The organism is Streptomyces sp. NPDC005925, assembly GCF_040638805.1.
Taxonomy (GTDB): domain Bacteria; phylum Actinomycetota; class Actinomycetes; order Streptomycetales; family Streptomycetaceae; genus Streptomyces.
The window spans coordinates 130,114-155,277 of the sequence record NZ_JBEXVL010000003.1; the positions used below are offsets into that span (position 1 = coordinate 130,114).

Consider the following 25,164-nt stretch of genomic DNA (forward strand, 5'->3'; position numbering starts at 1 on the left):
AAGCGCTGATTCCCGCCACTGTGCACTCCCTTGACTGGCAGAAACTTCCCGGATATTGCTGATTCCTCGGAAGTTTCCTTCAGGATCCTCGGCGGATCACCTCCGGAAGGAGCGCACGTGCGCCACAGCACCACGGACAGCTCAGGAAGTACCTCACGGCCCTCCAGACGTACCGTTCTGGCCGCCACCGCGGGCGTCACCGCGGCCCTCACCATCGGTGGCACCGCGCAGGCCGCGCCGCCGCCCGGCGACAGCAAGCTCCGCGGCCTCATCTCCCGCATGACGCTGGAGGAGAAGGTCGGCCAGCTCTTCGTGATGCGGGTCTACGGCCACTCCGCCACCGAACCCGACCAGGCCGACATCGACGCCAACCTCAGCGAGATCGGCGTCCGCACCGCGGCCGAACTGCTCGCCAAGTACCGGGTCGGCGGCATCATCTACTTCGCCTGGGCGCACAACACCCGTGATCCGCACCAGATCGCCGCCCTGTCGAACGGCATCCAGAAGGCGTCCCTGGAGCTGCCGCGCGGCCTGCCCGTGCTGGTCTCCACCGACCAGGAGCACGGCGCGGTCGCCCGCGTGGGCAAACCCGCCACGCTGTTCCCGGGCGCGATGGCCATGGGCGCGGGCGGCTCGGTGTCCGACGCGCGCACCCTCGGACGTATCGCGGGCCGCGAACTGCACGCCATGGGCATCCGCCAGGACTACGCCCCCGTCGCCGACGTGAACGTCAACCCGGCCAACCCGGTCATCGGCGTGCGGTCCTTCGGCTCCGACCCCGAGGCCGTGGCCGACCTGGTCGCCGCCGAGGTCACCGGGTTCCAGCGGTCCGGCGTCTCCGCCACCGCCAAGCACTTCCCCGGGCACGGCGACACGGCGACCGACAGCCACTACGGCTTCCCGGTCATCACGCACAGCCGTGAGCAGTGGGAGACGCTGGACGCGGAGCCGTTCCGCGCGGCCATCGCGGCCGGCATCGACTCGATCATGACCGCGCACATCATGGTCCCGGCGCTGGACGACTCCGGCGACCCGGCCACCCTGTCCCGCCCCATCCTCACCGGCATCCTCCGCGAGGAACTCGGCTACGACGGTGTCGTGGTCACCGACTCCCTCGGCATGCAGGGAGTACGCAGCAAGTACGGCGACGACCGGGTGCCGGTGCTCGCGCTCAAGGCGGGCGTCGACCAGCTCCTCAACCCGCCGAACCTGGACATCGCGTGGAACGCCGTGCTGACGGCCGTGCGCACGGGTGAGCTGACCGAGGAGCGGCTCGACGAGTCGATCCTGCGGGTGCTGCGGCTGAAGGCGAAGCTCGGCCTGTTCGGCGCGCCGTACGTCAACCCGGCCGGTGTGGACCGCGCCGTCGGCATCCGCTCGCACCTCGTCGCCGCCGACCGGATCGCCGAACGGACGACGACGCTGCTGGTCAACGAGGGCGGGCTGCTGCCGCTCGCGCCCGCCGGGCACGGGAGGCTGCTGGTGGTGGGCGCCGACCCGGCCTCGCCGTCGGGCACCGGCGGACCGCCGACCGGTGTGCTGGCCGCCGCGCTCACCGAGCAGGGCTTCACCGCGACCGCCCTGTCCACCGGCACGGCCCCCTCGTCCGCGACCATCGCCAAGGCGGTCGCCGCGGCGCAGGACGCCGACGCCGTCGTGGTCGCGACGTACAACGTCACCGCGAGCAGCACCCAGAAGGCGCTGGTGCAGCAACTGCGGGCCACCGGGAAGCCGGTCGTGGCGGTCGCCGTCCGCAACCCGTACGACGTGGCCCACCTGCCGGACGTGCCGGCCGTCCTGGCGGCCTACTGCTGGACCGACGTGGAGGTACGCGCGGCGGCCCGGGTCATCGCCGGACGGGTCGCCCCGACCGGCAAGCTGCCGGTGCCGGTGCAGCGGGCGGACGACCCGGCGCAGGTGCTGTACCCGGTCGGGCACGGGCTGACGTACAAGTCGTGACTTGGTGGTGCGGGAACGCACACTGACGCGGTAGGCCGGTGACGCGGCTGGTCGGTGTCACGGCGAAGGCCGTGGACGCGCGGGCGGTTGCCCGGCGTCCACGGCCTTCCGCGTCGGCCCGGGTCCGGCGCCCTACGGGCGCAGCGGGGCCTCCCGCCGCAGGTCGCGCTTGTCGAGCCGGGCGTCGTACTTCGCGAGCGGCTTCGCCGCCGCCGGGTCGGCCTGCACGGCCGGGGACGCGACGCCCGCCCAATCCAGGATGCGGGCCGTGGCGAACGCCTTCTGCCCCTCCACGAGCCCGGCGACGTTCGCGCCGTGGTTCATGCCGGGCGCGGTGAACACGTACGCGTCGCGCGCCCCGTGGCCGGGGCGGAACCGCTCGGCGCCCCACGGGTCGTTCTCGCCGTACACGAACAGCATGTGGCGCGCGTTGCGGCGCACCCAGTTGTCCACGTCCCGCATCGCCGACGGCTCGAACGTCATCGGGATGTCACGGGGCACGAAGTTCCGCGGCGGCTGGTAGCCGTAGCGGATGTACTTCTCCTCGATGTGCGGGAACCGGATCGTCGGCGCGCCGAGCTGCGTGCCCGCCTGGTAGTAGTACGGGGTGTACGCGGCCAGGCCCTGGTCCGCGTAGGCGGAGAAGCCGGAGATCGTGTCGACCGAGGTCCAGATCTCGTCGTCGGTGGCGTTCTCCGCGTCGGCCGGGATGTCCGCGCAGTCCGCGAGGGTGCTGTACTGCCAGAAGCCCCACACGTAGTCCAGGACGACCGCCTCGTAGGCGCGGTCCAGGCTGCCGATGGTGTCGAAGGTGTAGCCGTTCTCGGCGGCGTACGCCTCGTACTTCTTCTCCAGCGGTTCGCGGCGCACCAGCGCCTCGCGCTGCACCCCGTTCAGCCGGTCGCGGCACTCCTCGGTGCCGACGCGGGTGAAGAACCTGTCGTAGGCCGAGTCCTCCTTGTTCACGACGTCGTTCGGGGCGACGTAGGCGACGACACCGTCCATGTCGCGCGGGTAGAAGCGCTCGTAGTACGTGGCGGTCATGCCGCCCTTGGAGCCGCCCGTCGAGATCCACTTCTCGTCGTAGACCGGCTTGAGCGCCCGGAAGATGCGGTGCTGGTCGCTGGCGGCCTGCCAGATGTCCAGCTTGGACCAGTCGGCCGGTGCGGGCCGGGACGGGGTGAAGTAGCGGTACTCCATGGAGACCTGGTTGCCGTCCACGATCTGCGTGGGCTCACGGCGGCCGGGGGTCGTGGAGACGTTGTAGCCGCCGGTGTAGAAGACCGTGGGGCGTGAGACGTCCTTGTGCAGCACGGTGATGCGCTGCTGGAAGGTGCCCTTCGCCGGGTTCCGGTGGTCGACCGGCTGGGTGTAGTTGAGGACGAAGAAGCGGTAACCGGTGTACGGCTTCTCCTCGATGAGACTCATGCCCGGTATGGACAGCAGCCGGTCCTTGATGTCGGCCGACGCGGCCGTACCGGTGGTGCTGGTGGCGCCGGTGGCTTCCGGCTCGGCGGCGGTTGCCGCCCCGGCCGTGCCCACGGTGCCGATGAGCATGGTGAGCGCCAGCAGCGATCTGAGCGCCTTGCGCATGCACCCTCCCTGGTGAGAACAGATGTGCGCCGGAAGCTATCGGAGCGGCTCCGGTGCGCACCAGGGGGGTGTGCGTTTCGCGTTCCCTGCCTACGCCTCGTGCGCCCTCTCCTGCTCCGTCCCCTGGTCCTCCTCGTACTCCTCCTCGATCTCCTCCATATAGCCGATGAGTTCCTCGTCGAGGTCGCTTCCGTCGGTCCACCAGGGGGTGGACCCGCGTGTCCCGGCGGGTGCCTTGACCAGGGAGGGATCGACCGCGGACATCCACGGGTAGGCCACGGCCGCTTCGGGGCGCGTCTCCCAGTCGTCCGGGTCGAAGTCCATCTCGTCGATGCCGCGAATCCTGGGCACGGGCACCTTCGACTGCTCGTGCTGCACCGTCCAGCTGTTGCGGAAGAAGTCGAACCGCAGGTGGTAGCAGTGGTCCGTCTCGGAGAAGAGGATCGGCGGGACGAGGAAGTGCGCCGTGCCGACGGTGGCCAGGACGTCGATGTAGTTGTTGGGGTAGCCGCCGCTGTTCCAGCAGGCCGCGAAGTTGACCGGGGTGAGGGACTCCTTGCCCAGTACGTGGATCTGGTTGCCCCGGACCACGAACTTCTCCGGGTCGAGGACCACGTCCTGGCCGAGCATGAGGATCGGCGCGGGCATGATGTGCGCCTTGGCGAAGGTCTGCGCCGCCGCGTTGAGGTCGATGATTTCCTGGAAGCGGGTGGCGTCGAAGCCCCAGGAGTGGAAGGGGCAGCAGGCGTCGTTCGGCTCCTCCGGGTCGGGGAAGAGGACGGACTTGTCGAAGGCGGCCACGGCCTCCCCCGGGCGACCGGTGTCCCCGTCGCGCCGCCCGGCGAGGAAGCCCGGTATCCAGTCCGTGCCCGCCGCCTCGACGACCGTCGACTCGCACACGTCCCGGAAGGCCGAGTCGCCGAGCTTGCAGTTGAAGTAGTCGAGCAGGGTGAGCGCGGCGCACTCGGTGAGCGTGAGACCGTCGCGCCTGGCGAACCAGAAGTCGTAGCCGTTGGCGACGAAGTCCACCCCGCGGAACCGCTTGTGGACGAAGGGGGTGAGCGGGGCGACGGGGGCCGCGGGTGCCGAGGGGGAGGTGCCGGTGGCGGTGGCCGGGAGGCCGTTCCAGTGCGCGGCGGCGACCCGGTCGTAGTAGGTGTCGGCGTACCGGGCCAGTTCGGGGGCGAAGACGCTCTCGCCCGTCAGGTAGCAGGCCTTGCTGAACAGCGCGCCGATGCTGGGGTCGTGCGCGGTCTCCGACTCGGGCAGGTGGTGGATGAGCTCGGAGCGCAGGAAGACCTTGCGGCCGTCGCGGTAGGGCGCGCCCTCGTGCTCGTAGCGCTGGTCGAAGACGACGCAGGTGAAGGCGTCGATGTCGGTGAGGGCGGTGCCGCCGGTCAGGTCGAGGACGGGCTCGCCCTCGCCCGAGCCGCCCGTGAGGTAGAGCAGCAGGGTGTAGCGGGAGACATGGCCGCGGGCCGCGTCGTAGTAGGGCGTGTCCCGGTGGTGGTGGAAGTTGGCGTCGCCCGGCTCGAAGCGGTTGCAGCGGAACACCGGGTTGACGTGCGAGAACCCGTCGATCATCTCCGGGGGCAACGCCTTCGACACCGCCTTGGTGAGGGCGTCGGCCAGCAGCGCCGAGTGGAAGATGAAGCGCTCGCCGCCGCGGGAGCCGGAGTTGAGCGGCGGCACGTAGAGGTTCAGCTCGTCCAGGGCCAGGAGGCGGGCGCGGTCGGTGTCCGGCGCCTGCAGAGGGGCGGTGTAGGCCCCCTCGGCGAGCCGGACGGGCTCGCCGAGCGTGAGGGCGGGCCGGGCGCCCTCGTCCTCGCCCCGGCTCCCGCCGCCGTCCCCGTCCTCGAACAGCCGGTCCAGCGGCACGATGTTCTCGAAGGTGCGGAACGACAGCTCGCGCGGGTCCACGAACACGGCGGCCAGGTGCGGCGCGTCCGCGCTGGGCCGGGCGAACAGGTCGCGCACCGTCTCGTCGACGCGCTCGGCGTCGAGGAAGCGCACCGCCTTGAACCGGGCCGTCGGATGCCAGGACACCGACAGTCCGTCGATCACGGCGGCCGGCCCGGTGTCGGTCGCGTCGACCTCGGCTCGGTAGCGAGCCACCTCCGCCTCGGAGGCCCCGGAGACCTCGGAGCCTTCCCGGCCGGCCGACAGAGCGAAGAAACGGTCGCGGAGTCCGATGCCGACACCGGTGCCGACGCCGGTGCTGGTGCTGGTGCTGGTGCTGGTGCTCATACGCTCCTCCAGAAGCTGCGCAGGACGGTCGGGAACCGAGGAGCGGACGCCAGGATGCGTACGCCGGCGTCGGTGACGTCCTGACGGTGCAGCAGGAGGCGCTTGAGGGAACCGGCGAACGCGGCCTCGGCCAGGGCCCGGGCGCCCTCCTCCCCGATCCGGTTGTACCTGAGGTCGAGCTCCTCGATCCGCGCGAGACGCGCCAGCGCGCGTACGCCCTCGCCGGTGAGCCGGTTGTGCTGGAGCCGCAGCCGCCGGACGCCGGCGAAGTTCGCGGAGGCGGCCAGAACTGCCGCGCCCTCGTCGCCGATGCCGCAGTAGCGCAGGTCGAGCGTCTCGATCAGCCCGGCCGAGGCCGCCGCGGCGAGGCTCGTCGCACCCGGGTCGCCGATACGGAAGTACGAGAGGTCCAGCTCGCGCAGCCCGCCGAGGTCGAGGTCGGCGAGGGCGCCGGCCTCGTGCGGCGGCAGCGGGAGGAGGTTGCCGTCCTCGTCGAAGCCCGACTCGTCGTCCCAGAACCCGTCCTCCGGGTCGTCGGGAACCTCCGGCTCGATCCGCAGCGCGGTCACGGAGCGGCTGCCCCGCAGAGCCCCGGCGACGGCGTCCGCCACGTCCTCCGACCACGTGACGGTCACCTTGGCGGCGCTCACTCCGGCGGCGGCGGGGCCGGGGCCAGGGGTGCCCCCGCCCGGGACTTCTCCCAGTGGTGTTGCTTCCATGGCGGCAGCCTAGAGCCGGCCACTGACAATCGACCGGGCACCCAACTCCCTTACAGGGCACGGCAGTTCAGCAGAGGACCCAGCCCGAGCTGACCGAGCCCTCCCCCACCTTCGCCTTCACCCAGACGCAGCGCTGACCGGCGTACACGGTGACCGGGCCCGCGTGGTACGCGAAACTGCCCTCGTCCACCACGGGACGCCCGCCACGTGCCCGCACGCTGACCATCATGTCCCGCTTCGTGCCGGGCTCCTCGGGGACGGTGACGGCGCAGACGTAGCCGTCGCGCTTGTAGAGGACGACCCGGCCCGTGGAGAACGGCAGCGTGCGCACCTTGCGGCCGGAACAGTGGTCGGCGGCCTGCGCGGCGCCGGGCGCGGCCACCGCCAGCAGCCCGGCCGCCGTCAGGACCGCCGCGCCCAGCGCGAACCGCCTGCGTATCGCCCCGTCCGGGCCGGCCTCCCCGCCCGCCCCCGCGCCCGACGTACCCCCCGCTCGACCGCCCACCGTGGCCCCTCCCGCACTGTCGCCGCCGTCACCGCTTCCAGCACCGCGACGTGGCATACGGGTGTACGGACGCGGCGCCCAGGAGGGATGGTTGCACGGCCGTCAGCGGGACGCGCCGACGGGTTCCTCGGGCCCGGCGGACTGGCCGACGAAGGTCCGCCACAGCTCGGCGTAGCGTCCGCCGCGCGCGAGGAGTTCGTCGTGCGTGCCGTCCTCGGCGACCCGCCCCCGGTCCACCACGACGACGCGGTCGGCGCGGGCGGCCGTGGTCAGCCGGTGGGCGACGACGAGCGTCGTACGGCGGCCCGCGATCCGGTCGGTGGCCTGGTTGACCTGGGCCTCGGTGGCCAGGTCCAGCGCCGCCGTCGCCTCGTCGAGGAGCAGGATGTCGGGGTCGACGAGTTCGGCGCGGGCCAGCGCGATGAGCTGGCGCTGCCCGGCGGACAGGTTGCGTCCGCGCTCGGCGACCTCGTGCAGATAGCCGCCCTCCAGGCCCGCGATCATCTCGTGCGCGCCGACCGCGCGGGCGGCGGCCTCCACCTCGGCGTCGGTGGCGTCGGGTCTGCCGTAGGCGATGGCGTCGCGGACGGTGCCCGGGAAGAGGTACGCCTCCTGCGGGACGACGCCGAGCCGGTGCCGGTAGGAGGTCAGGTCCAGGGCGCGCAGATCGGTGCCGTCGACGGTGACGCGCCCGCCGGTCGGGTCGTAGAACCGGGCCACGAGCTTGACCAGCGTCGACTTGCCCGCGCCGGTCTCGCCGACGAAGGCGACGGTCTGCCCGGCGGGGACGCGCAGGTCGACGCCGCTGAGCGCCTCCTCGTCGTCGCCGTAGGCGAACGTCACGTCCTCGAAGGCGATCTCGCCGCGCAGCGAGCGGACCTCGCGGGGCTCGTCGGGGGCCCGGGTGGAGGTCGGCTCGCGCAGCAGTTCCTGGATGCGGCCGAGGGAGACGGTCGCCTGCTGGTAGCCGTCGAAGACCTGGGAGAGCTGCTGCACGGGCGCGAAGTACAGGTCGATGTAGAGCAGGTAGGCGACGAGCGCGCCGGTGGTGAGCGTGCCGTCGTCGATGCGCGTGCCGCCGACGATCAGCACGGCGGCAGCGGCGGCGGACGACAGGAACTGCACGAACGGGAAGTACACCGAGATCAGCCGCTGTCCGTGGACGCGGGCCTGCCGGTAGCTGTCGCTGCGCCCGGCGAACCGCGCGCCGCCGTCCTTCTCCCGCCGGAAGGCCTGCACGATCAGCAGCCCGGACACCGACTCCTGGAGGTCGGCGTTCACGATGGAGACCCGCTCCCGGGCCAGTTCGTACGCCTTCACGCTCGCCCGGCGGAAGAAGAACGTGCCGACGATCAGCGGCGGCAGCGTGGCGAACACGACGAGCGCGAGCTGCACGTCGAGGACGAGCAGGGCGCCCATGATGCCGAAGAAGGTGACGACGGAGACGAAGGCCGTCACCAGCCCCGTCTGCAGGAACGTCGACAGGGCATCGACGTCGGTGGTCATCCGCGTCATGATCCGTCCGGTCAGCTCACGCTCGTAGTAGTCGAGGCCGAGGCGCTGGAGCTGGGCGAAGATCTTCAGGCGCAGCGCGTACAGGACGCGTTCGCCGGTGCGGCCCGTCATCCGGATCTCGCCGGTCTGCGCGACCCACTGGGCGACGACGGCGGCGAGCGCGAGCAGCGAGGCCGACCAGACCGCGCCGAGCGCCAGCTCGGACACTCCTTCGTCGATGCCGAGCCGGATCAGGACGGGCAGCAGCAGGCCCATGCCCGCGTCGACGGCGACCAGCCCGAGGCTGACCAGCAGCGGCAGCCCGAAGCCGCGCAGCAGGCGGCGCAGCCCGTACGACTCCTCCGCCCGGAGCGCGTGGTCCTCGTCGACGTCCGGTACGTCGTTCGCCGGGGGCAGCGCCTCGACCTGCGCGAGGAGTTCCGGGGTGGCCGGGGAGCCGTCCATCGCCGGGTCGCGCGGCTCGCGCTCCCCCGCCCACAGCCGGGGCGTGATCCCCCGCTCGGCGTCGAACCCGGCGTCCAGCTCGTCCCGTACGGAGGTGTCCTCGGGCGGCACGGACGGCGCCGGGGTGTGGCCGGGCGAGACGCCGCCGAGTTCGTCGGGGTCGGTGAGCAGGCGCCGGTACAGCGCGCACCGCTCCTGGAGCTGGTCGTGGGTGCCGATGTCGGCGAGCCGGCCGCCGTCGAGGACGGCGATGCGGTCGGCGAGGTTGAGGGTGGAGCGGCGGTGCGCGATGAGCAGCGTCGTACGGCCCCGCATGACGTGCGTGAGGGCCTCGTGGATCTCGTGCTCCACGCGGGCGTCCACGGCGGAGGTGGCGTCGTCCAGGACGAGCAGCCGGGGGTCGCTGAGGATGGCGCGGGCGAGCGCGATGCGCTGCCGCTGCCCGCCGGACAGCGTGAGGCCGTGTTCGCCGACGGTCGTGTCGTACCCGTCGGGCAGTTCGGCGATGAACCCGTGCGCCTGGGCGGCGCGAGCGGCGGTCTCGATCTCGTCGTCGGTGGCGTCGGGCCGGCCGTAGGCGATGTTGCTGCGGACGGTGTCGGAGAAGAGGAACGAATCTTCCGGTACGAGCCCGATGGCGGCGCGCAGCGAGTCGAGGGTCAGCTCGCGCACGTCGTGCCCGCCGATCAGGACGGCGCCGCGCGTCACGTCGTAGAAGCGGGGAAGCAGCAGCGAGACGGTGGACTTGCCGGACCCGGAGGACCCGACGACGGCGAGGGTCTCGCCGGGCCGGATGGTGAAGGACAGTCCGTCGAGGACGGGCCGCGCGGGGTCGTACCCGAAGGAGACGGAGTCGAACTCGACGGTGGCGGGAGCGTCGGACGGGAGATCCTTCGCCCCGTCGGTCAGGGAGGGCTCGGTGTCGATGAGCTCCAGGACGCGCTCGGTGCCGGCGCGGGCCTGCTGGCCGACGGTGAGGACCATGGCGAGCATCCGGACCGGACCGACGAGCTGCGCGAGGTACGTGGAGAACGCGACGAACGTACCGAGCGTGATGTGCCCGCGCACCGCGAGCCAGCCGCCGAGGGCGAGCATGGCGACCTGCCCGAGGGCCGGCACGGCCTGCAGCGCGGGGGTGTACCGGCTGTTCAGCCGGATGGTGCGCAGCCGCCCGGCGAACAGCCGGCGTCCGACCTCCCGCAGCTTCCCAGTCTCCTGGTCCTCCTGCCCGAACCCCTTCACGACGCGTACGCCGCTGACGGAGCCGTCGACCACGCCCGCGACGGCGGCGGCCTGCGCCTGCGCGTACCAGGTGGCGGGGTGCAGCCGGGTCCGGCTGCGTTTGGCGATGACCCAGATGGCGGGGGCGACGGCCAGCGCGACGAGGGTGAGCGGCACGGACAGCCAGGCCATGACGACCAGGGAGATCAGGAAGAGCATGAAGTTCCCGATGGTCATCGGGAGCATGAACAGCAGGCTCTGGATCAGCTGGAGATCGCTGGTGGCCCGCCCGACGACCTGCCCGGTGGACAGCTCGTCCTGCCGCCGCCCGTCCAGCCGCATGATCGTCCCGTACATCTCCGTCCGCAGGTCGTGCTGGACGTCGAGCGCGAGCCGGCCGCCGTAGTAGCGCCGGATGTAGGTGAGGACGTAGACGGCGAGGGCGGCGCCGATCAGGGCACCGGCCCAGGGACCCATGGGGCGGCGGTCGTCACCGATGACGTCGTCGATGATCACCTTCGTGATCAGCGGGACGAACGCCATGACGGCCATCCCGGCCAGCGACGACCCGAGGGCCAGCACGACGTCCTTGCGATACCGCCAGGCGTATCCCGCCAGTCGCCGTGCCCATCCCCGTTGCGGTGTCACGCGGTGCCCTCCGGAGTTCCCGATCTTCGCCTGGTTTTCGGCCTGATCTTCCGGAAGGCACCAACGCGGGTGGGGGCGGATTTCATCCCGCAGTGCTGACGCGGGGCGCTCAGAGAACGTCGGGGTCGTCGTGGTGGGCGTCGTCGACGGGGTCGTCGGGGTCGTACGGCGGTGAGGGCAGGCGGGCGCCACGGCTCTCGGCGACGCGGCGGACGTCACGCAGGGACTCGGCCAGCCGGGCGGCGAGGAAACGGAGCTGTACGGCGGTGGCGCGCTGGTCGGCCAGCATGTCGGCGGCGTGATCGAGGAGGTCGCCGGCCATGCCCAGCTGGACGGACTCGATGCTGTCGGCGACACGGGAGACGTGCCCGTGCCCGTCGCCGACGAGGTAGCAGGGCCTGCCGTCGGCCGCCGTCCAGGGGAGCAGGCGAGGGGTGTCGTGCGATGCGGTGATCATGCGGGGACCTTGGTGGGGGTGCGGAGGAGGTGGGGGTGGACTTCGACGCCGTGGGGGGCGAAGAACAGGGCACGGCGGCCGGGCGGGGGCTGGTACCGGGCGGGGTGCTGCCGCCGGGGCGCCTCGCGTCGTTCGTGGGACAGCAGGTGGGGCCGCACGACGAGGCCGTCCTCCCCGCGCGGGGGCTCGTGGCCGGGACGCGGGTGCGGGTGGGGGCGTGAGGGTGCGAGGACGGGACGGCGGCGGTGGGCGCCACCCCGCGCGGTGGCGGTGCGACGCCGGTGCCCGGTCCCCGGCAGCAGGAGCCGTAGCAGCGGCTCGAAGAATCGGGCAATACGGTGACCCATGTCGTCGACTTCCCAGGACTTGTTGATGGCCATGCCCCCGGACCGGTCGCGCGGTCGCGGGGGTCTCACGTGCGTCTCACGTCATGGCTCGCGATATGTCTCGCGTTCTGTAGCGATCCACTCACAGAGTGAGACGACGCGGGCTAGGCTCGCCAGAGGGTCGGGCGTGACCAGGCATTTGTCACAAGGAGTTGTCCATGGCCACCACTTACGGTGACTGGCTCAAGCAACGGCGCGAGGCAGCGGGGCTGACGCAGCAGGAGTTGGCCGACATGGCGGTGATGACGCGTTCGCACATCGCCCACATCGAGGCGGGCCGCCGCATCCCGTCGAAAGAGGACGCGAGGAGACTGGACGCGGCGCTGAACACGGGGGACGTGTTGAGCAGTTTTCTGCCGCAGAAGGATGTCGCGAGCGCTGACTACTTCGAAGCGGTGCGCGTCCTGGAGCAACAGGCGGTGATGATCCGGGAGTTCGCGCTTGCCTACTTCCCGGGCATCCTGCAGACCGAAAGGTACGCACGGGCGGTTCTGGGCTCCGTTTTCCCTCCCGTGAGCGCGGAGGAATGTGACAGGCGCGTTGTCACACGCCTTGAGCGCGCGAAGATCCTTTCGGACCCGACGACGCCCGTAGTGTGGGCGCTGCTGGACGAGATGCTCCTGCGACGTCCCGTGAGCGGCGCAGACGTGATGGCGGAGCAGATCATGCACGTCGTCGGCCTCGCCGAGAGCGGGCGTATCCGCGTCCATGTACTGCCGTTCGAGGTGGGCCACCACCCGCTCATGCAAAACATGCTCAGCCTGATGTGCTTCGAGGATCAGCCGCCGGTGGCGTACAGCGAGGGGGACCACCTGGGGAAGCTGCATGATTCCCCGTCCGTGGTCCGCAAGTTGGAGCTTCGCTACGCTCTCGCACTGAGCGAAGCCCACCCAATGCACGCGTCATTGGCCCTGCTCAAGGCGACAGCGAAGGACTACGGACACCATGACTGAGCCGACCATTCCGGACACCTTGATACTTAGCTCCTGGCGCAAGTCGTCCTACAGCAATGCGGAAGCCGGCAGTTGTCTGGAAGTCATGGACGGCTACGCGTCCGGGGTGCCGGTGCGCGACTCGAAGACCCCCCAGGGCCCGGCGCTGCTGCTCTCTCCACACGCATGGGGGCAGTTCGTGACATCGATCAAACGCGATTTCCGGGCATAGCCAAGCCGCAGGACGGCTTCGTCGCCATGAGCCTTCCGTCCTGCGCGGTCGCGGGCGAAGAGGGTGTGGATGGCTCGGACGGTGCGGCTGACGCGTCGGGTTGAGCAGCGGGCTCCGCACGGCACGCGCAGCGACTCACGGCACGGATCGCCAGGGCCGTGGTCAGAGACTGGTCACAAGGTCGGACACGCGGCTCACCGGCAACCGCAGCACCGTCCCGATGTCCTCGGCGGGCCATCCCTGCTTGAGGAACAGGCGAGCCGCCTCGCGGGCGGCGTCCCGCTCGGCCTGCTCCGCTTCCGCCCGGGCGATACGAGCGCCCGTCAGCGCGCGAAGCGCGGCCTTCGCCTCAAGATCGGCCGGCTCCACGGAAACGGTCAAACCGGTGCGGTCTACGCCCAGGTGTTCGGGTACGAGTTCCTGGATTTTGTCTTCCGCCTCACGGTAGGTACTTCCTTCTGTCTGCACCGTTCGACCGTCGGGGAGATCGTGAACGCTCACAACCCAGGCAGAGCCCGTGCGAGTTGCGGTAGCGGGGTACGTGGTGACCTCGAACTCAAGATTATTCAGGTCCGCAATGATCTCGGGCTGATTGAAGATCGCGTCAAACGACATGGTTGCATCCCGTTGGCAAGGTACATGGGTGGCCTTCGCACCGAAGGCTATACCGCCCCGTCCGCCCATCCCCGCATCTTCGGCCAGCGCAGCCCATGGGACTCGGCAACCCCCACCGGACTCAGGGTGGGGGCGCTTCCCCATCGGTTCAGAAACGGACAGTTCCTTGACGGGACCCAGGGCATTGTTCCTTGTGCCCTCGCGCCTTGTGAACTGGTGCTTTCTGGCCCACCGGAACACTCATGGGCTCTCCGCAGAGGCGGCAGTGACTGGAACCAGCCATGATCGATTTTCCTTCGAGTGTCGGGCCGTATTCCTTTCCAGGCCCTTGGGCCGGTGTAGCAGGACAGAGATTCGCTCCGCCAAGATCGCCCGACGTGACCGCGCCTTGTGATCAACCCACCACGTATCGAATGTGATCATGGAAGTGGAATCGAGCAGAGAGCTCATGCAATGCACACGAAGAGCCCTGCTCGATAAGCATTGAGCGCGCTCCTGATCGACTATCACATGACCATAGAATTGTCCAAAAGAGCACTTCGGGGGGCTCAAAAGATACGCCGCCGATGTTGAACTCGCGGTGTCGCGCCGTTGCTCGGGCGGACCCGCGGTCGGACCGTTCCTGGCGAGACGGCCGCCTACGAGAGGGCGGTTCGCGAGTTCCCGAGTCGTTCCGCATTCGCCTGATGGCGTGGGGCGGGGGCGGAATCTACGGGTCTGCGGTGCGGGGTCCGGTGGGGCCGGCGGGGCCCGCGGGGCAAGTGGAAGGAAGCCCTTTCCCCGTCACTCGTCCCGACCGGCTCACCTTCCTGCCACAAAACAGAATAAAAAAGGCCCTCATTGACACGTAGCGAGTCCGCCTCCAGAATTCGTCCCGGCCGTCGTTCCATCAAGGGATGTGCGGTGTACAGCACTGCGGTATCCGTATTCAGTTTTCACACCAAAGGGTGGAATATGAACGGTGGACGAGCAGGTGCGAACAAGATCTCTCGCAGGATCGGCGCGATGCTGGCGGCCTCGGCTCTGGCGCTGACCGGCGTGACGATGACAGCGGGGTCGGCGCAGGCCCGGACACAGCGCGCCGAGGCCGCCAACTGCTGGGGCAGTTACACGATCTCACCGGACGGCTGGGGCTTCATCCAGGCGTCGTCCTCGACGTTCTGCGACCACCAGGCCTGGCAATTGGGCGTAAAGCTCACGGTGCGTCAGCGGGACTCCTTCGGCTACGTGTCGACCTGCGGCACCTATGATCTGAAGACCGCCTTCAACGCCACCCAGGTAATGGCCACCGTCCGCTGCATCTCCATGGGCTCCGGCTACACGTACTGGGCGTACTCCGAGAACTGGGCCGACATCGACGGCCAGCACATCGAATTCAACAGCGGCAACTGGAACGGTTAGTTCCGCGCACCGCCGCGCACGGAGTGCCTTGGTCACGCCATCGGGATCTCATTCCTCCCGGTGAGTTGACGACGGTATTCCGTCTCAGGCGAATGGACCTCTTTCACCCGTACGACACGGGATGAAAGAGGTCCATTGCGGCGATGCCGTCGACGGGCGGCCGGACCATCACCCGGCCGGGCACGTCGGACCGGCGCAACGGACGCCGGAAGCGGGACCGGATGCGTCCGGGGCAGCGACGACCCGTGTCGACTCCCGCCCGAACCGCCCTACCTCCCCCCTACCGCCACACCCTCGTCACGCCCCCTTCACCCCACGGCATACATGTCCATGTCACGCTCGCGAGGTCGACCGCTCAATCAACCCGCGTAGATCGGACTCCCCACATGGCCGTGACACCCATACGCCGCCGCTGGAAGACGCTCGCCCTCGCCACATCCGTCGTCCTGGCCGGCGTCACCGTCCCCGCGCTGACCGCCTCACCGGCCGGAGCCACGGCCCCGGACAACGCCCCGTCCGCGACGAGCGCGTACGACGACACGTACTACGCCGCCGCGATCGGCAAGACCGGCTCGGCGCTGAAGACCGCGCTGCACGACATCATCGACAACCAGACCAAGGTGTCGTACGACGGTGTCTGGACGGCCCTCAAGGTCACCGACCAGGACCCGAACAACAGCAACAACGTCAAGCTGCTGTACTCGGGCATCTCCCGCAGCAAGTCGCTGAACGGCGGCGACCAGGGCGACTGGAACCGCGAGCACGTCTGGGCCAAGTCCCACGGCGACTTCGGCACCGCCACCGGACCGGGCACCGACCTGCACCACCTGCGTCCCGAGGACGTCCAGGTCAACAGCATTCGCGGCAACAAGGACTTCGACAACGGCGGCAGCAGCTTCACCAACTCCGGCGGCAGCCTCACCGACTCGGACTCCTTCGAGCCCCGTGACGCCGTCAAGGGCGACGTGGCCCGCATGATCCTCTACATGGCCGTCCGCTACGAGGGCGACGACGGCTGGCCCGACCTGGAGCCCAACGACTCGGTCACGAACGGCTCGGCCCCGTACATCGGACGGCTGCCGGTCCTGAAGCAGTGGAGCGCCGAGGACCCGCCCGACTCCTTCGAGCAGCGCCGCAACCAGGTCATCTACGACCAGTTCCAGCACAACCGCAACCCGTTCATCGACCACCCGGAGTGGGTCGAGTCGATCTGGTAGTCGCACAACCGCCCTGCCGGGCCGGCCGGGAAACCTCATGGTCTTCCACGGCCGGCCCGGCATAGGTTCTGGCGCATGCCCGACGAACTTTTCCGGCACCCCCGGCTCGCCGCGCTCTACGACGCACTCGAACCCGACCGCGCCGATCTCGACGCCTACGTCCGGATGGCCGAGGAGTTCGGGGCGCGGCGCGTGCTGGACATCGGCTGCGGCACGGGCGTGTTCGCGCTCCTGCTGGCCGAACGCGGGAGGGAGGTCGTGGGCGTCGATCCGGCGGCGGCCTCCCTCGACGTGGCACGGTCCAAGCCGGGTGCCGAACGGGTGGGCTGGATCCGCGGCGACGCGACCGCGGTCCCGCCGCTGCGGGTCGACCTGGTGACCATGACGGCGAACGTCGCCCAGGAGATCGCCGGCGCCCGGGAATGGTCGACGACCCTGGCCACGGCCCGCGCCGCGTTGCGACCGGACGGCCGGCTGGTCTTCGAGACCCGGAACCCGGCACGCCGCGCCTGGGAGGAATGGAACCGCGAGGCCTCTCACCGCGTGACGGAGATCCCGGGGGTCGGCCCGGTCGAGAGCTGGGTCCGGCTGACCGGGGTGGACGGCCCGCTGGTGAGCTTCCGCTGGACCTACGTGTTCGCCGCCGACGGCCGGACCCTCACGTCGGACTCGACGCTGCGCTTCCGCGAACGGCACGAGGTGGAAGCGGACTTGGCCACACACGGATACGTCCTGGAAGACGTACGCGACGCACCCGACCGCCCGGGCCGGGAATTCGTCTTCGTGGCCCGGCGCCCGGCCGGGCGTGAGCCTCGCCTCCCCCTGTGACGTGTGACGTCCGCGGACCCCGCCTCCGTCGTCCTCAGTCCAGGTGCGTCGGCGCGAACATCCGCAGCACCGCGGGGAGGACGACCACCGACGGCCCCGGTTGCGCCAGCGCCCTCGCGAGGTCCCCCTCCAGGCCCTCCGGGGTCGTCCGCATCCCCGGCACCCCGAACGACTCGGCCAGCGCCACGAAGTCCGGGCGGGTCAGTTCCGTCGCCGTCGTCTCGCCGAAGGTGTCCGTCATGTACTCGCGCAGGATGCCGTAGCCGCCGTCGTCGACGATGAGCCAGGTGACGTTCAGGTCGTACTGCCGTGCCGTCGCCAGCTCGGCGATCGAGTACAGCGCCCCGCCGTCGCCGGAGACCGCCAGCACCGGGCGGGTCCGGTCGGCGACCGCCGCGCCCAGTGCCGCCGGGAAGCCGTAGCCGAGGCCGCCCGCGCCCTGGGCCGAGTGCAGCAGGTTGGGGCCCTTGGCGTCGAAGGCCGACCACGCCCAGTACGCCAGGATCGTCATGTCCCAGAAGGACGGGGACGTGGCGGGCAGTGCCCTGCGGATCGACGCCAGGAGCTGCTGTTCCAGGGTCAGGTCCTGGCTCGCCAGCCGCTCGGCCACCTTGCCGAGCACCGACCGGACCCTCGCACCCACCCCCTCGTCCTGCCGTTCCGTCACCGTCTCCAGCAACGCCTGCAGGGCCGGCCGCGCGTCCGCGTGGATGCCCAGCGCCGGGTGATTCGACTCCAGCTTGCCGAGGTCCGCCTCGATCTGGACGATCCGGCCGCGCGGCCTGAACGTGTGGTAGTTCGAGGACAGTTCCCCCAGGCCCGAGCCGACCACCAGCAGGACGTCCGCGTCCTCCAGGAAGCGGGTCGTGTGACGGTCCTCCAGCCAGGACTGCAGCGACAGTTCGTGCGTCCAGGGGAACGCCCCCTTGCCGCCCGGCGTCGTCACCACCGGCGCCCTCAGCCGCTCCGCGAGCCGCCGCAGCTTGCCCGAGGCGTCCGCCCGCACCACTCCCCCGCCCGCGATGATCGCCGGGCGGGACGCCGTGGAGAGCAGGTGGGCCGCCAGCGCGGTCAGTTCCGGGCGCGGGGGCAGGTCCTCCGGTGCCGCGTCCATCGCCGTGACCACCGGGAGCGACGTCTTGGCCAGGAGTACGTCCTGCGGGATCTCCACCCATACCGGTCCGTGCGGTGCCGTCAGTGCCGAGCGCCAAGCCGCCGCGATCGCCGACGGGATCTGCGACTGCGTACGGACCGTGTGGACGGACTTGACCACGCCCCGGAACGACGCCGCCTGGTCGGGGAGTTCGTGCAGGTAGCCGTGCCGGCCGCCGCCGAGCCCGGCCGTCGGGATCTGGCTGCCGATCGCCAGGACGGGGGCCGAGGCGGCCGCCGCCTCCTGGAGCGCCGCCAGGGACGTCAGCGCACCCGGGCCCGTCGACAGGAGGAGCGGGGCCGCCTCGCCCGTGACGCGGCCGTACGCGTCGGCCGCGAAGCCCGCGTTGTTCTCCACGCGCAGGCCGATGTACCGCAGGTCCGAGCGGCGCAGCGCGTCGAACATGCCGAGGGCGTGCTGGCCGGGCAGCCCGAACACCGTGTTCGCGCCGAGCCCGGCCAGCGTCTCCACGACCAGGTCCCCGCCGTTGCGGCCGGGGGGAGGGTTCAGAGCGGCCTCCGTCTGAGCGGGCGTCGGGCGCGGCTCCAGGTCGTGATCGTGCGTCACTTCGCTTCCGCGCCCTTCCCGGACGTCGCGTCCGCGCCCTCCCGAGCCGCCGCGATCCGGCGGGACATGATCGTCGTCAGCTCGTACGCCGTGTGGGAGGCCGCCACCGACGTGATCTCGGCGTGGTCGTACGCGGGCGCGACCTCGACGACGTCCGCCGACACCAGGTTGCAGGAGGCCAGGCCGCGCAGGATCTCCAGCAGTTCGCGGGAGGTCATGCCGCCCGCCTCGGGCGTGCCGGTACCCGGCGCGTGGGCCGGGTCGAGGCAGTCGATGTCGATGGAGATGTACAGCGGGCGGTCGCCGACGCGCTGCCGCAGCTGGTCGGCGACCTCGTCCACGCCGCGCCGCATCACGTCGGCCGACGTCACGATGCCGAAGCCCATCTTCTCGTCGTCCGTGAGGTCCCGCTTGCCGTACAGCGGGCCGCGCGTGCCGACGTGGGAGAGGGCCGACGTGTCGAGGATGCCCTCCTCCACCGCCCGCCGGAACGGCGTCCCGTGCGTGTACTCCGCGCCGAAGTACGTGTCCCACGTGTCGAGGTGCGCGTCGAAGTGGAGCAGGGCGACCGGGCCGTGCTTCTTCGCCACCGAGCGCAGCAGCGGCAGCGCGATGGTGTGGTCGCCGCCCAGGGTCATCAGCCGGGCGCCGGTGCCGAGCAGGTCGTCCGCCGCGGCTTCCACCGTGTCGACGGCCTCGTGGATGTCGAACGGGTTCACGGCGATGTCGCCGCCGTCCGCGACCTGCGCGAGGGCGAACGGGGAGGCGTCCTGCGCCGGGTTGTAGGGGCGCAGCAGCCGGGACGCCTCACGGATCGCATTGCCGCCGAAGCGGGCGCCCGGCCGGTACGAGACACCCGAGTCGAAGGGCACGCCCACCACGGCGACGTCGGCGCGGCCCACCTCGTCCAGGCGGGGGAGCCGGGCGAAGGTCGCGGGTCCGGCGTACCGCGGGACGCGGGAGGAGTCCACCGGGCCGCGCGGCGTCTGCGGCGTCTGATCGCTGCTCATTCGGGAATGCCTTCTTTCTAGGTTTTCACACGCATGTAACGTATATGTACTGTTATTTACCGCTTGTCGTCCGACTTCACTGCCCGGCCGGGGCGGGACCGGACGCAGGTTCGGGGGCGGACTCGGGGGCGGTTTCGGCCGTGGACCCGGGGGCGGTTTCGGGGGCGCGTCCGGCGAGACGTTCCCGCCACGCGGTGAGTACCGCCTCGTCGGTCGGCCGGGTCGCCAGGGAGACGACGACGTACGCGGCGAGGGAGGCGAGCAGGCCGTAGTAGACCGGCTCGTTGGCGAGGATGCCGTACGTCACCATCAGGGCGATCACCGCCGTACCGCCCGCGACGACGGAGGCCAGCGCGCCCTGCACGGTGCCCCGCTTCCACAGCAGCCCGCCGAGGATCGGCACGAGGAGCCCGCCGACGAGCAGGTTGTACGCCACGGTCAGCGCCTCGACGACGTTGTTGAGGGCGATCGCCGTGCCGATCACGGCCAGGCCCATGAGGAGGATGAAGGCGCGGTTTCCCCTCACCTCGTCGTGTTCCTCGCCGCCCGGCCCCACGATGCCCCGCAGCCGCGCCCAGATGTCGTTGTTGGCGACGGTCGCGCAGGCGATCAGCGCGCCCGAGGAGGTCGACATCACGGCGGCGAGGGCCGCGGCCAGCACCAGGCCCCGCACACCCATGGGCAGTTCGTCCTTGACGATGGTCGCGAAGGCGTCGTCGGCGTTGGCCAGGTCCGGGTACAGCACCTTGGCGGCCGTGCCGATGACGGCGCCCGCGACGGCGTAGGCGAGGCAGTACGTACCGGCGACGGTGCCGCCCCACTTCGCCGTCCGGTCGCCGCCCGCCGTGAAGACGCGCTGCCAGATGTCCTGCCCGATGAGCATGCCGAACGTGTAGATCAGGACGTACGTGAAGATCGTCTCGCCGCCGATGCCCAGCGGGTCGAAGTACCCGGCGGGCAGCCGGGCCCGCATCTCGCCGAAGCCGCCGGCCTTGACGACCGCGATCGGCAGGAGCAGGAGCAGCACGCCGATCGTCTTGACGACGAACTGCACCATGTCGGTCAGCGTGATCGACCACATGCCGCCGAGCGTCGAGTACGCGACGACGATCGAGCCGCCGAGGACGATCGCGAGGGTGCGGTTCATGTCGAAGAGGACGTCGAAGATCGTGGCGTACGCGATGGTCGACGTGACCGCGAGCATCAGCGTGTACGCCCACATGACGACACCGGAGATGACGCCCGCCCGGCCGCCGTACCGCAGGTCGAGCATCTCGGAGACGGTGTAGACCCTGAGGCGGGCGATGCGGGCCGAGAAGAAGACCGACAGGGCCAGCAGGCCGAGGCCGATGGTGAAGACCATCCAGGCGCCGGACAGTCCGTACTGGTAGCCGAGGCCCACACCGCCGATGGTGGACGCGCCGCCGAGCACGATGGCGGCCATGGTCCCGGAGTACATGACCGGGCCGAGCCGGCGGCCCGCCACCAGGAAATCGCTCTTGGACCGGGCACGGCGCATGCCCCACCAGCCCATGGCCAGCATGCCGGCCAGATAGACGACGATCACGATGTAGTCGACGGCCATGGGGGGCCTCCTTCGCGCATCGCGCACTTCTCGGGGCGTGTCGTGCGGTCGGACCGACCCTAGGTGGCCGGTAAGCGACTGCGAAGTGTACGTTTCCTCCACCCGGAGCAAGCGAGGTGGAGGAAATGAACACCGCGCGCGGTGGAGCGGCGCCGCCCGCTGTACCGCCCACACCCCCCGTGGCCCTCTCCGCCCTGCTGGCCCGCGAGGACCTCGGGCTGCGCTCGATCGCCGGGCCGGACGACCCCGGCATCGTCATCCACTGGGCGCACACCTCGGAGATGGCCGACCCGTACCCGTACCTGCTGGGCGGCGAACTGCTGCTGACGGCGGGCGTGCACGTCCCGGCCCCGGCCCCGGCCGGCTACTTCGACGGCTACGTCTCCCGGATCGTCGCGGCGGGCGGCGCGGCTCTCGGGTTCGGTCTGGCGCCGGTGCACGACACGGTGCCGCCCGCGCTGGCCGCGGCCTGCGAGCGGCACGGGCTCCCGCTGCTGGAGGTACCGCGGCGGACCACGTTCTCGGGCGTGGCCCGCGCGGTCTGGCAGCTGATGGCGCAGGTCCGGCTGGCCGACCTGCGGCGCGTCACGGAGGCCCAGCAGAGCCTGGCGGCAGCGGCGTCCCGCCCGGACCCGGTGCCGTCGGTCCTGCACCGGCTGTCCCGTCACCTGGGCGGCCGGGCCGTGCTGTACGGCCCCGGGGGCACCGAGATCGCGGCGGCGGGCCGCCCGGCGGACGAGCGGACCCGGCGGGCGCTGGCGGCACTGGCCGAGGTGGTCCGTCCCGCACCGCCGGGCGCGGCCACGACCGGTACGGCCCCGGCACCCTCCCCCGCTCCTTCCTCCGCCACCGACACCACCCCCGACGGCCACCTCTCCGCCTACTCCCTCGGCGCCGGGCACGGCTTCGTCCTCGGCGTCGTCGCACCGCACCGGGAGGCCGGGGACCACACCCTCGCCTCCGTCGCCGCCGTCCTGCTGTCGCTGCTGACCGGCGAGCAGCGCAGCGGCACCGGAGCGGCCCGCTCCGCCGCGCTCGTACGGCTACTGCTGGGCGCCCGGCCCGAGGACGTGACCCCACTCCTCGGACCGGGCGGCCCGGGCGTCCCGCGCCGTGCCAGTGGTCCGGACGGTGGGCGTGGTCCGGGCAGTACGGGTGGTCCGGGCAGTACGGGTGGTCCGGGCAGTGCAGACGGTTCGGCCGGTCCGGTCGGTCCGGGCGGTCCGAGCAGTCCGAGCAGTCCGAGCAGTCCGAGCGGTCCGAGCGGTCCGGGCGGTCCGGGCGGTCCGGGCGGTCCGGGCGGTCCGGGCGGTCCGGGCGGTCCGGGCGGTCCGGGCGGCCGGAACGCCGGGCACGGCGAACGGCCGGGAGCTCTGGGCGTGCCGGGTGTGCCGGGCAGTCCCGGCGGTCCGGGCGGCCCATTCGCCGGGCCCGACGAACGCTGGCGCGTCGTCCACGCCCGCCCCGCCACCCGCCCCGGCGCCCGCGACACCCCGGCCGTCCCCGACGCCCTCGCCGCCGCCGCGCTGGGCGCAGCTCTCGGTTCCCCCCTGGTCGACCTGGCCGGGGACACCGTACGCGTCGTACTGCCGGCCGGCCCGGAGCCGGAACCCCCACCGGGAACAGGCTCCGAAACCGGCTCCGGGACGGGCCCGGGACCCCAGCCCGGCTGGACGCTGGGCGTCAGCGCCCCCGTCGGCCCGCACGAGCTGCCCGCCGCCGACGCCCAGGCGGCCCGCGCCCTGGGCCGGGCCCGCGCGACCCGCACGGCACTGGCCCGGCACGGCGACGACCGCGCGGCCGGCCTCGCCGCGCTGGTCCCGCCGGAAGAGGCCGAGGCACACGCGCGCGCCCTGCTCGCGCCGATCACCGCCGTGCCCGCGCTCCCCGAGACGCTGCGTACCTGGCTGTCCCTGCACGGCAGCTGGGACCGCACCGCGGTCGCCCTGTCCGTGCACCGCAACACGGTGCGCCAGCGCGTCGCCCGCTGCGCCGCGCTGCTGGCGGCGGACCTGGACGATCCGGACGTACGCATGGAACTGTGGTTCGCCCTGCGCCGAATGTGACCGCCGGACGCGACCCGGGCGCGACCACCGGGCGCGACCGTCGGGACGAGTGCCTGACGTGACCGCCGGACGCGGCCCGGACGCGACCGCCGGACGTGACCGTCGGGGCGAGCGCCGGACGCCACCGGTCGGCGCGCCACTCGGCCCGTGCGACGGGACCGGCCGGAAACACGTCACCCGTGTCCCAGCGGTCGGGACACCGGGGTCGCGTGTCAGTCGCCTGCCTCACAATGGAGCCATGCCGATACCCGGGACACCCAGCCGCGCCGAACTCCTCGGACACCTCGTCAGGACCCGTATCGCGGGCGACGTCGCCACGCCGCGCGAGAACAACCTCTCGCACTACCGGGAACTCGCCAACGGCAACCGTCACTACTGGCTCGGCCTGGAGCTCGGCGACCGCTGGAGCGACGAGCAGGACGTGCTCGCGGTGATGGCGGAGCGGGCCGGTGTCGACGACGACCCCGAGCACCGGTTCGGGCAGGACACCATCGACCCCGAGCTGACCGTGGCCGGGCTCGAGCGCATGGCGGGCCGGCTGCGCAAGGCGGCGGACAGCGGGCAGCGCGTGCTGTTCGCGACGGGCCACCCGGGCGGGCTGCTCGACGTGCACCGCGCCACGGCCGCCGCGCTGCGCGCCGCGGGCTGCGAGATCGTGGTGATCCCGGACGGGCTGAGCACGGACGAGGGGTACGTGATGCAGTTCGCCGACGTGGCGGTGCTGGAGCACGGCGCCACGCTGTGGCACACCCACTCCGGTGAGCCGATGAAGGCCATCCTGACCGGCCTGGAGCGCGAGGGCCGCCCGCTTCCGGACCTGGTGGTCGCCGACCACGGCTGGGCGGGCTGCGCCGGGCAGCACGGCGTGGACTCCGTGGGCTACGCGGACTCCAACGACCCGGCGCTGTTCCTCGCCGAGTCCGAGGGGACCGTCCAGGTGACGGTCCCCCTGGACGACCACGTGGCGAGCCCGCGCCACTACGACCCCATGACGGCGTACCTGCTGTCCGAGGCGGGCCTCACCACCTGACCGGCTCCGGATGCCGGCGTTCAGATGCCGGCGATGGACTCCGGGGCCCGTTCCACGCGGGCGAGGCCCCGGATGACGCCGGCGGGGCCGTGCCGGCGTACGGCGAGCCGGGCCAGCAGTTCGATCGCCGGGGCGGTGACGTGCTCGGGGAACTCCGGTGCCGGCAGCCCGACGCTCACCGCGAGGTCGTCGGCGTGGACGACGAGTTCGAGCAGCCGGGTGAGCAGGAAGTCGTCCAGTACGAGCGACCAGTCGCCCCAGGACGGGATGCGTACGGGCCGTTCGGCGGGCAGGGCGGGGATGTCGGCGGCGAGCCGTCCGGCCGCGTCCCGTACCCGCGCGAGCAGCGCCGCGTGCCCGTCGGCGGCCGTCGCCTCGCCGCCGGCGCGGATGCGGACGGAGACGTCGCCGTCGGCGCCGGCGTCCAGCCAGATCACCCGGTCCAGGTAGTACGCGCGCAGCGGGATCACCGGCTGCTCCGGCGGCGGGTCGGCGAGCAGTCCGGGCAGGGCCAGCTCCTGCCAGAAGGTGTGCCCGGCCAGGCCGCGGACGCCGAAGTCCTTCAGGGCGCTGGGGCCGTCCCACGCGGCGGCGACGGCCGGTTCGGCGAGCAGGTCGACGACCCGCGGCAGCGCGTCCAGGAAGGCACCGCGGATACGGGCCCCGCGCGGGTTCCAGCTCTCGACGGCGACGGTCGTACCGGTCGCACCGGGTGTGGCGTTCATGCCGCCATCCAACGCCAGGGCGACGGGCCCTGTCACGGGCCGGGCCCGTGACGGCCGGGGCGTTCACGAACGGACCGTCGAGCCGCCGGCTCCGCCGTTCCCCACTCCG

At 71.6% G+C, this 25,164-nt stretch carries 20 protein-coding genes; 8 read left to right on the forward strand and 12 right to left on the reverse strand.

Features of this window, described 5'->3' with window-relative positions:
* The first annotated feature begins 117 nt into the window (after nt 1–117).
* Nucleotides 118–1,959: a glycoside hydrolase family 3 protein gene (locus ABZ354_RS05835; RefSeq protein ID WP_358653357.1), complete on the forward strand. Its 1,842-nt coding sequence runs from the start codon at nt 118–120 to the stop codon at nt 1,957–1,959.
* A gap of 132 nt (nt 1,960–2,091) precedes the next feature.
* Here the strand turns inward: ABZ354_RS05835 and ABZ354_RS05840 are convergent, their stop codons facing one another.
* The 7 genes from ABZ354_RS05840 to ABZ354_RS05870 all read right to left on the reverse strand — a co-directional run bounded on the left by ABZ354_RS05840 (nt 2,092) and on the right by ABZ354_RS05870 (nt 11,688).
* Nucleotides 2,092–3,552: a S28 family serine protease gene (locus ABZ354_RS05840; RefSeq protein WP_358653359.1), complete on the reverse strand. Its 1,461-nt coding sequence runs from the start codon at nt 3,550–3,552 to the stop codon at nt 2,092–2,094.
* Nucleotides 3,553–3,642: 90 nt separating this feature from the next.
* Complete coding sequence (locus tag ABZ354_RS05845) at nt 3,643–5,799, reverse strand: hypothetical protein (protein WP_358653361.1); 2,157 nt, start codon at nt 5,797–5,799, stop codon at nt 3,643–3,645.
* Nucleotides 5,796–6,518, reverse strand: coding sequence for a hypothetical protein (locus tag ABZ354_RS05850; RefSeq protein ID WP_358653363.1), 723 nt, complete (start codon nt 6,516–6,518; stop codon nt 5,796–5,798). Before ABZ354_RS05850 ends, ABZ354_RS05845 begins: the two co-directional genes overlap by 4 nt.
* A 67-nt stretch (nt 6,519–6,585) precedes the next feature.
* Entirely contained in the window at nt 6,586–6,957 is a 372-nt protein-coding gene (locus ABZ354_RS05855; protein ID WP_358653744.1) for a hypothetical protein, read from the reverse strand.
* Between the two features lie 168 nt (nt 6,958–7,125).
* Nucleotides 7,126–10,851: an ABC transporter ATP-binding protein gene (locus tag ABZ354_RS05860; protein WP_358653365.1), complete on the reverse strand. Its 3,726-nt coding sequence runs from the start codon at nt 10,849–10,851 to the stop codon at nt 7,126–7,128.
* A gap of 109 nt (nt 10,852–10,960) precedes the next feature.
* Nucleotides 10,961–11,308: a hypothetical protein gene (locus ABZ354_RS05865; protein WP_358653367.1), complete on the reverse strand. Its 348-nt coding sequence runs from the start codon at nt 11,306–11,308 to the stop codon at nt 10,961–10,963.
* On the reverse strand, nt 11,305–11,688 hold the full coding sequence (locus ABZ354_RS05870) for a hypothetical protein (RefSeq protein WP_358653369.1): 384 nt from the start codon (nt 11,686–11,688) through the stop codon (nt 11,305–11,307). The genes ABZ354_RS05865 and ABZ354_RS05870 overlap by 4 nt, the downstream gene beginning before the upstream one ends.
* 164 nt (nt 11,689–11,852) lie before the next feature.
* On the opposite strand from ABZ354_RS05870, the gene ABZ354_RS05875 reads away from it, so the two are divergent.
* Nucleotides 11,853–12,647: a helix-turn-helix transcriptional regulator gene (locus ABZ354_RS05875; protein ID WP_358653371.1), complete on the forward strand. Its 795-nt coding sequence runs from the start codon at nt 11,853–11,855 to the stop codon at nt 12,645–12,647.
* Nucleotides 12,640–12,858, forward strand: coding sequence for a DUF397 domain-containing protein (locus ABZ354_RS05880; RefSeq protein WP_358653373.1), 219 nt, complete (start codon nt 12,640–12,642; stop codon nt 12,856–12,858). Before ABZ354_RS05875 ends, ABZ354_RS05880 begins: the two co-directional genes overlap by 8 nt.
* A gap of 162 nt (nt 12,859–13,020) precedes the next feature.
* Here the strand turns inward: ABZ354_RS05880 and ABZ354_RS05885 are convergent, their stop codons facing one another.
* Nucleotides 13,021–13,473: a hypothetical protein gene (locus ABZ354_RS05885; protein WP_358653375.1), complete on the reverse strand. Its 453-nt coding sequence runs from the start codon at nt 13,471–13,473 to the stop codon at nt 13,021–13,023.
* A gap of 954 nt (nt 13,474–14,427) precedes the next feature.
* Between ABZ354_RS05885 and ABZ354_RS05890 the strand changes: the two genes are divergently transcribed.
* The 3 genes from ABZ354_RS05890 to ABZ354_RS05900 all read left to right on the forward strand — a co-directional run bounded on the left by ABZ354_RS05890 (nt 14,428) and on the right by ABZ354_RS05900 (nt 16,919).
* Entirely contained in the window at nt 14,428–14,874 is a 447-nt protein-coding gene (locus tag ABZ354_RS05890) for a hypothetical protein (protein ID WP_358653377.1), read from the forward strand.
* Nucleotides 14,875–15,260: 386 nt separating this feature from the next.
* Nucleotides 15,261–16,091 (forward strand): endonuclease, encoded by an 831-nt coding sequence (locus tag ABZ354_RS05895; RefSeq protein WP_358653379.1) that lies wholly within the window; start codon nt 15,261–15,263, stop codon nt 16,089–16,091.
* Between the two features lie 75 nt (nt 16,092–16,166).
* Complete coding sequence (locus ABZ354_RS05900; RefSeq protein ID WP_358653381.1) at nt 16,167–16,919, forward strand: class I SAM-dependent methyltransferase; 753 nt, start codon at nt 16,167–16,169, stop codon at nt 16,917–16,919.
* Nucleotides 16,920–16,953: 34 nt separating this feature from the next.
* Here ABZ354_RS05900 and ABZ354_RS05905 read toward each other — a convergent pair whose 3' ends face one another.
* The 3 genes from ABZ354_RS05905 to ABZ354_RS05915 form a co-directional block, all read right to left on the reverse strand.
* Nucleotides 16,954–18,639, reverse strand: coding sequence for a thiamine pyrophosphate-binding protein (locus ABZ354_RS05905; protein ID WP_358653383.1), 1,686 nt, complete (start codon nt 18,637–18,639; stop codon nt 16,954–16,956).
* Complete coding sequence (gene speB / locus ABZ354_RS05910; RefSeq protein ID WP_358653385.1) at nt 18,636–19,649, reverse strand: agmatinase; 1,014 nt, start codon at nt 19,647–19,649, stop codon at nt 18,636–18,638. The genes ABZ354_RS05905 and speB overlap by 4 nt, the downstream gene beginning before the upstream one ends.
* 76 nt (nt 19,650–19,725) lie before the next feature.
* Nucleotides 19,726–21,234 (reverse strand): sodium:solute symporter, encoded by a 1,509-nt coding sequence (locus ABZ354_RS05915; RefSeq protein WP_358653387.1) that lies wholly within the window; start codon nt 21,232–21,234, stop codon nt 19,726–19,728.
* 125 nt (nt 21,235–21,359) lie between these two features.
* Here ABZ354_RS05915 and ABZ354_RS05920 point away from each other — a divergent pair, with 125 nt between their 5' ends.
* Nucleotides 21,360–23,300: a PucR family transcriptional regulator ligand-binding domain-containing protein gene (locus ABZ354_RS05920; protein WP_358653389.1), complete on the forward strand. Its 1,941-nt coding sequence runs from the start codon at nt 21,360–21,362 to the stop codon at nt 23,298–23,300.
* 238 nt (nt 23,301–23,538) lie between these two features.
* Nucleotides 23,539–24,330 carry a phosphatase gene (locus ABZ354_RS05925; RefSeq protein ID WP_358653391.1) on the forward strand — a complete coding sequence of 264 codons (792 nt, stop codon included), beginning with the start codon at nt 23,539–23,541 and terminating at the stop codon, nt 24,328–24,330.
* 20 nt (nt 24,331–24,350) lie between these two features.
* Here ABZ354_RS05925 and ABZ354_RS05930 read toward each other — a convergent pair whose 3' ends face one another.
* Nucleotides 24,351–25,055: a maleylpyruvate isomerase N-terminal domain-containing protein gene (locus ABZ354_RS05930; RefSeq protein ID WP_358653393.1), complete on the reverse strand. Its 705-nt coding sequence runs from the start codon at nt 25,053–25,055 to the stop codon at nt 24,351–24,353.
* Between the last annotated feature and the right edge of the window lie 109 nt (nt 25,056–25,164).

What these genes read in the sequence shown, in the direction of transcription:
- ABZ354_RS05840 (WP_358653359.1), bottom strand. Translation starts at nt 3,552, where the DNA reads ATGCGCAAGGCGCTCAGATCGCTGCTGGCGCTCACCATGCTCATCGGC.
- ABZ354_RS05845 (WP_358653361.1), bottom strand. Translation starts at nt 5,799, where the DNA reads ATGAGCACCAGCACCAGCACCAGCACCAGCACCGGCGTCGGCACCGGT.
- ABZ354_RS05850 (WP_358653363.1), bottom strand. Translation starts at nt 6,518, where the DNA reads ATGGAAGCAACACCACTGGGAGAAGTCCCGGGCGGGGGCACCCCTGGC.
- ABZ354_RS05865 (WP_358653367.1), bottom strand. Translation starts at nt 11,308, where the DNA reads ATGATCACCGCATCGCACGACACCCCTCGCCTGCTCCCCTGGACGGCG.
- ABZ354_RS05870 (WP_358653369.1), bottom strand. Translation starts at nt 11,688, where the DNA reads ATGGCCATCAACAAGTCCTGGGAAGTCGACGACATGGGTCACCGTATT.
- ABZ354_RS05875 (WP_358653371.1), top strand. Translation starts at nt 11,853, where the DNA reads ATGGCCACCACTTACGGTGACTGGCTCAAGCAACGGCGCGAGGCAGCG.
- ABZ354_RS05880 (WP_358653373.1), top strand. Translation starts at nt 12,640, where the DNA reads ATGACTGAGCCGACCATTCCGGACACCTTGATACTTAGCTCCTGGCGC.
- ABZ354_RS05885 (WP_358653375.1), bottom strand. Translation starts at nt 13,473, where the DNA reads ATGTCGTTTGACGCGATCTTCAATCAGCCCGAGATCATTGCGGACCTG.
- ABZ354_RS05890 (WP_358653377.1), top strand. Translation starts at nt 14,428, where the DNA reads ATGAACGGTGGACGAGCAGGTGCGAACAAGATCTCTCGCAGGATCGGC.
- ABZ354_RS05895 (WP_358653379.1), top strand. Translation starts at nt 15,261, where the DNA reads ATGGCCGTGACACCCATACGCCGCCGCTGGAAGACGCTCGCCCTCGCC.
- ABZ354_RS05900 (WP_358653381.1), top strand. Translation starts at nt 16,167, where the DNA reads ATGCCCGACGAACTTTTCCGGCACCCCCGGCTCGCCGCGCTCTACGAC.
- speB (WP_358653385.1), bottom strand. Translation starts at nt 19,649, where the DNA reads ATGAGCAGCGATCAGACGCCGCAGACGCCGCGCGGCCCGGTGGACTCC.
- ABZ354_RS05915 (WP_358653387.1), bottom strand. Translation starts at nt 21,234, where the DNA reads ATGGCCGTCGACTACATCGTGATCGTCGTCTATCTGGCCGGCATGCTG.
- ABZ354_RS05920 (WP_358653389.1), top strand. Translation starts at nt 21,360, where the DNA reads ATGAACACCGCGCGCGGTGGAGCGGCGCCGCCCGCTGTACCGCCCACA.
- ABZ354_RS05925 (WP_358653391.1), top strand. Translation starts at nt 23,539, where the DNA reads ATGCCGATACCCGGGACACCCAGCCGCGCCGAACTCCTCGGACACCTC.
- ABZ354_RS05930 (WP_358653393.1), bottom strand. Translation starts at nt 25,055, where the DNA reads ATGAACGCCACACCCGGTGCGACCGGTACGACCGTCGCCGTCGAGAGC.